We start from the raw sequence: 6,052 nt of genomic DNA on the forward strand, positions 1-6,052 counted from the left end.
ATGTCTTTGAGTAATGCCATTCATGGCGCGCGCGGCATGGCTGTCGCGCCCCATGCGCTTGCCGCGCAGAGCGCGCTTGCTGTGCTTCGCGATGGCGGCAACGCGGTCGAGGCGATGATCGCCGCGGCTGCCACGATCGCCGTTGCCTATCCGCACATGAACAGTATCGGCGGCGACGGTTTCTGGCTGATCGCACGTCCTGGCGCTGAGCCTGTCGGCATTCAGGCTTGCGGCGCCGTTGCAAAGGCGGCGTCGATCGAGAGTTACCGCGCTCGCGGCCTCTCGGCGATTCCGTTTCGCGGGCCGCTCGCCGCAAACACCGTGGCGGGGACGGTATCAGGATGGGATCTGGCACACCGCTATTCGACGGAAATGCTGGGTGGCAAGCTGCCGGCCTCGCGGCTGCTCGAAGATGCGATCGCCTATGCGCGCGGCGGCGTGCCGGTTACCGACAGCCAAGCTCGCTGCACCGTGGCCAAGCTTGCCGAGCTTGAGCGCGTGCCCGGCTTCGCGCCCGCCTTCCTCAATAATGGCGTGCCGCCTGCGGCCGGCTCTCGTTTCTTGCAGCCCCGCCTCGCACAGACGCTCGAGCATCTGACACGCGCGGGCTTCGACGATTTTTATCGCGGCGATCTGGCTCGCAGCATTGCGCAAGATCTCGATACGCTCGGAAGCCCCCTCTCCCTCGGTGACCTAGAGGCACACAAGGCGAGCTTTCGCGAGCCGCTCGCGCTCGCGCATTCGCTCGGCACCGTCTACAACATGCCGCCCCCGACGCAGGGGCTCGTGTCGCTGTTGATCCTCGGCATGCTCGATCGCACGTTGCGCCCCGAGATGGATCCTCTGGGCCCGCAGTATGTCCACTCTTGCGTCGAAGCAACCAAGTTGGCCTTCGCACTGCGGGATCGGCACATTACCGATCCGGCGTACATGGACGTCGATCCCCAGACCTTGCTCGCGCCTGCCGCGCTCGACGCGATGGCAGCGAAGATCTCGCCTTCCCAAGCAGCACCGTGGGGCAACGGGCGCGGGCCGGCTGACACCGTATGGCTTGGCGTCATCGACGGCAACGGCGTTGCCGTCAGCTTCATTCAAAGCATTTATCACGAGTTTGGCAGCGGCATCGTGCTGCCCGGTTCGGGCATCAACTGGCAAAATCGCGGCTGCAGCTTCTCGCTGGATCCCAACTCCCGCAATCCGCTTACGCCGGGCCGCCTGCCCTTCCACACGTTGAACCCCGCACTCGCCCGACTGGCCGATGGACGCACGATCGTCTACGGCAACATGGGCGGCGACGGGCAGCCACAAACGCAAAGCGCCGTGTTCTCGCGCATGGTGCACTACGATTGGAACCCGCAGGCTGCCATCGATGCACCGCGCTGGTTGCTCGGCCGTACCTGGGGCCAGACGTCGGAGACGCTCAAGCTCGAAGCCCGCTTTGGCGCCGAGACGATCGACGAGCTGCGCCGGCTCGGCCATGATGTCGAGGTGCTGCAGCCGTATGACGAAGCCGTGGGCCATGCCGCTGCCATCGTGCGGCGTCCGGACGGCTTGCTTCAGGGTGGCTATGATCCGCGCAGCGACGGCGTGGCCGCGGGCTTTTAACGCGCACTGGGGTTCTTACGTCCACTAACGACGCTCGACGACGCGCCGCTGGGTATGCCCCCCGGCGGCGTCGAGCCGTTATGAAAATGCCTTGACGCACGTTGCTGTCGGACCTTGCCGGGACCCGCTTGCCCGTGATCCCGGCCGTAGCTTCAGTGATGCTCAAACAAGGTGACTTGCCCGCTTTTGTACATAGCTCTGACCTTGCTCTGGAAGAGAGCCTTTGGCGTCTTCTTGCACTCTTCAACAATCGCGGCAATTGGAGTTGCAGTGTCGACGACCATCGTATCGGTTTCGTGCACTCCTTGTTTGTCGACGCCGGCTACCCAGTAGACCAGGGTGGGTTTGTAGACATCGTCCACCGCAACGAACTGCTCACAGGTCATCTTCGAGGGGCGCATCGGCGCCGCAGTTTGAGCCCAACCGGACTGCATCAGGCCAAAGCCCAAAATGAGCGCGCCGATAACGATTCGTCTCATGATTTCCTCTCCGTCCATGAATCGGGAGCCACCTGCAAAGGAGGCCGTCGCTAATGCACAAATCCAACAATTAATGAGAACCAGTGCGGCCGACTTCACGAACGCAGGCGAGTGCCACCACTCGTGAAACGACTGGACTATTGAAAGCGCTCGTGCCAGCAAACGCTATTGGACTTTGGTCCCATATAGGGATGGCTGAATTTTTGTATGGCTACGTCGCGTCCAAGCTGGCTTGGCCGCGCCAACGAAAAAGCCGACCCTCATTGGTCGGCTTTTTCGTGCCCGTTCATAAACCTCCGCTGCTGCGGCTGTGTCCCCGCACGAAAGGTCAACCTCAGTTCCCGAATGGAATCGTCAGTTCCGTCTCGTTCGTGTCCACCACAAACACCGCGAGGAGCTTGGCCGGCTTCGTCTTGCTGGCGTTGGCGCTGACGCCGTGGCGGTCGCCGGGCAGCTCGGAGAAGCTCTGTCCGGCCTTGTAGGTCGTCACCGGCCCGTCGTTGACCTGACTGCGGATCGCCCCCTCAAGCACGGTCGCGTAGATGAAGGCGGATTGGGGATGCGTGTGACCGGGCGAGTAGCCGCCCGGTCCGTATTCGACGAGCACACCCTTGATGCTCTTGCCGGGAACGTTCGGCAACTCGTGCTGGTAGACGAGGGTCACCTTTGCGTTCTTCGACTTCGGCGCCTCTGCGAGAACGCTCGCGAACGGCAGGATGGCGACAAGCAGCGAACAGAGGATGCGTTTCATGGGATCCTATCCTTCGGTTGGCGAATGCGAAATCAGGCTCCTGCTCGCGAGCGGCGCAGCCATTCGTCGAATCCGATGCGGCCGAGGCGCGCCTCGCCCAACGGCACGAGCGAATGCTCCTCGACCCGGCCGTCGAAGTATCGGGCCTCGGGGTCGCTCACCACCTCACGGGGGTCGCCGATCGCCTTCAGATAGCGGGCGACGATTTCGTTGAAAGGCGCTCGTTCCGGGCCGGCGATCTCGACGATGCCGCTTCGCGGGGCCGCGACCGCCACATCGGCAACAATGGCAGCAACGTCGTCCGCCGCGATCGGCTGGAACAGGCCGGGCGAAAGCCTTACGACGTTTCCGTCCGTACTTGAATCAGCGATGCCTCCAAAAAATTCCATGAACTGGGTCGAGCGGATGACGGTGTAGGGGATGCCGGAAGTCTCGATCAGTTTTTCCTGGGCGACCTTGGCGCGGAAATAGCCGTTGTCGGGCGTCCGGTCGATACCGACGATGGAAAGCGCGACATGGTGCCGGACGCCGGCTGCCGCCTCTGCCGCGAGAAGGTTGCGGCCGGAAGTCTCGAAGAATTCCAGCACCGCCTTGTCTTCAAATGAGGGCGAATTGGCGAGGTCGATCACCACCTGCGCACCGGCCATAGCCTGCTGAAGCCCCTCGCCTGTGATGCTGTTGACACCGCTCTTGGGCGAGGCGGCGACGACCTCGTGGTTGCCCTGGCGCAGAATGCGGACGGTCTTCGAGCCGATCAGACCGGTGCCGCCGATGACGACGATCTTCATGCTTCACCCTCCATTGTCGACCGATGGGGATCCTTAAATCGATCCGCATGCAGGTGGGGAAAATGTCTTGGCCTAGTATGGTCTACTACGATCCCGCCAAGAATCAATGACAAGGATCCGGCAGGTTTACCATCATCAGCCACAATCGAACAGGCGTATGCGGCCGCGAGTTGTCGAATAGGCGCGTGACTGCATCCTCCGTGGTCCAGAGCGCGTTCGCCAGATAACGGAAGTTGACCAGTGCCGCGTGGTAGCCATCGCCTTCAGATAGCTTCGGACCGGCGACTGCGTGGCGCACCACCCCAACGCCGAAGCCCTGCTCAAGGAGATCACGGGGATGTGATTCCACGCACAGGTTCGCCGCCATCCAGCGATGAATCACCTCGGCGCTGCGCGGGTTGCGCTGCCGATCATTGCCGTCGCAGCGGGCGGCAACCCGGCCAAGAACGGAAAGACAACAGCGCGAACACCGGTGAGCTTTCAACGACTTGACATATAGACATCATGACGTCACGATGTCTATATGAATGCAAAACGCGACAGCCAACTTCCCCTTTACGCACAGGTGGAAGCCGCGCTTATGGCCAGTATTGCCGACGGGACTTACGCCCCGGGAACGCAACTGCCAAATGAAGCCAGTTTGCTGTCGATGTTCGGGATAAGCCGGACAACCCTTCAGAAGGCCGTGCAGAATCTGATCAGCCGGGGGGTGATTGAAATCCGCCGCGGTAAGGGCACATTCGTTTCACAACCGCGCCTTTCGCAAGAACTCACTGAACTGAGCAGCTTTGTCGAGGACATGTACGTGCATGGCCGCCATCCGACAGCGCGGCTGCTCGGCAAGCAAATTGAAAAAGCGAGCGATCCTGTCGCTCGCAAGCTCTCGCTTGAGCCGGGTGCGCCGGTGGTCCACATTCAGCGCATACGCATCGCTGACGGGACACCGCTATCGTTCGACGAGACATGGTTGCCGAAGGAGATCGGCGAGAAGATCATTGAGAACGACCTGGAGGTCGAGCCGATCTTTTCGTTGCTTGAGCAGAAGTACGATACGCCACTCATCGAAGCGGAGTACAGACTCGAAGCGGTCGCGGCAGAAAAGGTGGTCGCGCGAGCGCTTGAGATCAAGGCGGGCAGCCCGATTTTTCTCATTGAACGCACGTCGTACAGCGAGCAGCGCCGTCCCGTCGATTATGAAAAATTGCACTACCGCGGCGACCAGATCCAGTTTGTCACCCACCTCACTCGGCGCAAGCCGCACGGCCGGTAGGGCGGCGCGGGGTCTTCTATGGATACCGGTTATGTAGTCTGGCTGTTTGCCGTGTCGCTTGGGGCTAGCGCGCTAGGCGGAATGCTCGGTATGGCGAGCGGCATTTTCATCGTGCCCATCCTGACTGTGTTCGGCCACATCGACATTCATGTCGCAGTTGGTGCCAGCATCGTCTCGGTGATCGCGTGTTCTTGCGGCAGCGCTGCACCGTTTCTTCGTGGTCGATTGACCAACGTCCGGCTTGCCATTGTTCTGGAAATCGCCACGACGCTAGGGGCGTTATCCGGCGTGGTTATGAGCGGTCTCATTCCAGTACCCGTGCTCTATTTCATTTTTGCTGTGATCCTGATGCTGTCAGCGCAGCAAATGCTTGCGAGGCGTTCCGATCCTGTCGTTGCCGCCCCCGCCGCGAGCATCAATTCGTGGAGTTCCTCGTTGTGTCTGGATTCCCGCTACCCGGATCATGCGCTCGGACGCGAGATCGAATATCGCGTGCATCACGTCGGGCTTGGCATGTCCTTGATGTACGGCGCCGGACTGATTTCGGCTTTACTTGGCATCGGTAGCGGCGTCCTCAAGATCCCGGCAATGGATACGGCATTGCGCCTGCCGATCAAGGTTTCCTCCGCGACGTCGAATTTTATGATCGGAGTGACAGCGGCAGCTAGCGCTGGCGCCTACTTCGTGCGCGGCGAAATCGTGACCGCGATTGCCGCGCCCGTGGCGCTGGGATCTGTCGTGGGCGCGGCGCTCGGAGCCCGCGTCCTCATGCGGGTTTCGAGCGACAAACTGCGCGTGCTTTTCATCGTCGTGCTCGTGATCCTTGCGGTGCAGATGCTGCTCGAGGCATTTGGTATCCGCCTTTTCGGCGTTTCGGCATGAGATGCGCGGCATCGAACGCGCCAAGGCTTGAACAATATCTGGCCGGACTTCTGTACTACGGCACGTGGGTGGCCGCCAGTACTGTCGCAGCAGGACTCGCGATGACGCTGCTGGGTCCATGGGCTCGCAGTTGGCCCTCCGCAACGGCTGTTGTCGGTGCCCATATCATGACTGTAGGAATTGCGCTCTTCATCCTCCTCCCGATCATGCGTCTGATATTAATGCTGGGTGTTTTCCTGCATCAACGTGACTATCGTTTCAGCGTGATTGCCGCACT

The 6,052-nt window shown here is 61.2% G+C and carries 6 protein-coding genes and 1 pseudogene; 3 read left to right on the forward strand and 4 right to left on the reverse strand.

The window, feature by feature from the left end:
• A complete protein-coding gene (locus tag VL598_RS02485; protein WP_325325122.1) occupies nucleotides 1-1,605 on the forward strand; it encodes a gamma-glutamyltransferase family protein in 1,605 nt (534 codons plus the stop codon).
• Between the two features lie 152 nt (nucleotides 1,606-1,757).
• Here VL598_RS02485 and VL598_RS02490 read toward each other — a convergent pair whose 3' ends face one another.
• The 4 genes and pseudogenes from VL598_RS02490 to VL598_RS02505 all read right to left on the reverse strand — a co-directional run.
• On the reverse strand, nucleotides 1,758-2,084 hold the full coding sequence (locus VL598_RS02490; RefSeq protein ID WP_325325123.1) for an HdeA/HdeB family chaperone: 327 nt from the start codon (nucleotides 2,082-2,084) through the stop codon (nucleotides 1,758-1,760).
• 334 nt (nucleotides 2,085-2,418) lie between these two features.
• Nucleotides 2,419-2,835, reverse strand: a complete 417-nt coding sequence (locus tag VL598_RS02495) for a cupin domain-containing protein (RefSeq protein ID WP_325325124.1) — start codon at nucleotides 2,833-2,835, stop codon at nucleotides 2,419-2,421.
• 32 nt (nucleotides 2,836-2,867) lie between these two features.
• Nucleotides 2,868-3,623, reverse strand: a complete 756-nt coding sequence (locus tag VL598_RS02500) for an SDR family oxidoreductase (protein WP_325325125.1) — start codon at nucleotides 3,621-3,623, stop codon at nucleotides 2,868-2,870.
• A gap of 103 nt (nucleotides 3,624-3,726) precedes the next feature.
• Nucleotides 3,727-3,996 (reverse strand): annotated as a pseudogene (locus VL598_RS02505) (hypothetical protein); the annotation flags it as partial.
• Between the two features lie 150 nt (nucleotides 3,997-4,146).
• On the opposite strand from VL598_RS02505, the gene VL598_RS02510 reads away from it, so the two are divergent.
• Complete coding sequence (locus VL598_RS02510) at nucleotides 4,147-4,893, forward strand: GntR family transcriptional regulator (protein ID WP_325325126.1); 747 nt, start codon at nucleotides 4,147-4,149, stop codon at nucleotides 4,891-4,893.
• A gap of 18 nt (nucleotides 4,894-4,911) precedes the next feature.
• Nucleotides 4,912-5,775 (forward strand): sulfite exporter TauE/SafE family protein, encoded by an 864-nt coding sequence (locus tag VL598_RS02515; protein ID WP_325325127.1) that lies wholly within the window; start codon nucleotides 4,912-4,914, stop codon nucleotides 5,773-5,775.
• Nucleotides 5,776-6,052: the final 277 nt, after the last annotated feature.

Source organism: Trinickia sp. (genome assembly GCF_035492435.1).
GTDB lineage: Bacteria > Pseudomonadota > Gammaproteobacteria > Burkholderiales > Burkholderiaceae > Trinickia.

Bases quoted from the DNA above. Each gene is read 5' to 3' on its own strand.
- VL598_RS02485 (WP_325325122.1), top strand. From the start codon at position 1: ATGTCTTTGAGTAATGCCATTCATGGCGCGCGCGGCATGGCTGTCGCG.
- VL598_RS02490 (WP_325325123.1), bottom strand. From the start codon at position 2,084: ATGAGACGAATCGTTATCGGCGCGCTCATTTTGGGCTTTGGCCTGATG.
- VL598_RS02495 (WP_325325124.1), bottom strand. From the start codon at position 2,835: ATGAAACGCATCCTCTGTTCGCTGCTTGTCGCCATCCTGCCGTTCGCG.
- VL598_RS02500 (WP_325325125.1), bottom strand. From the start codon at position 3,623: ATGAAGATCGTCGTCATCGGCGGCACCGGTCTGATCGGCTCGAAGACC.
- VL598_RS02510 (WP_325325126.1), top strand. From the start codon at position 4,147: ATGAATGCAAAACGCGACAGCCAACTTCCCCTTTACGCACAGGTGGAA.
- VL598_RS02515 (WP_325325127.1), top strand. From the start codon at position 4,912: ATGGATACCGGTTATGTAGTCTGGCTGTTTGCCGTGTCGCTTGGGGCT.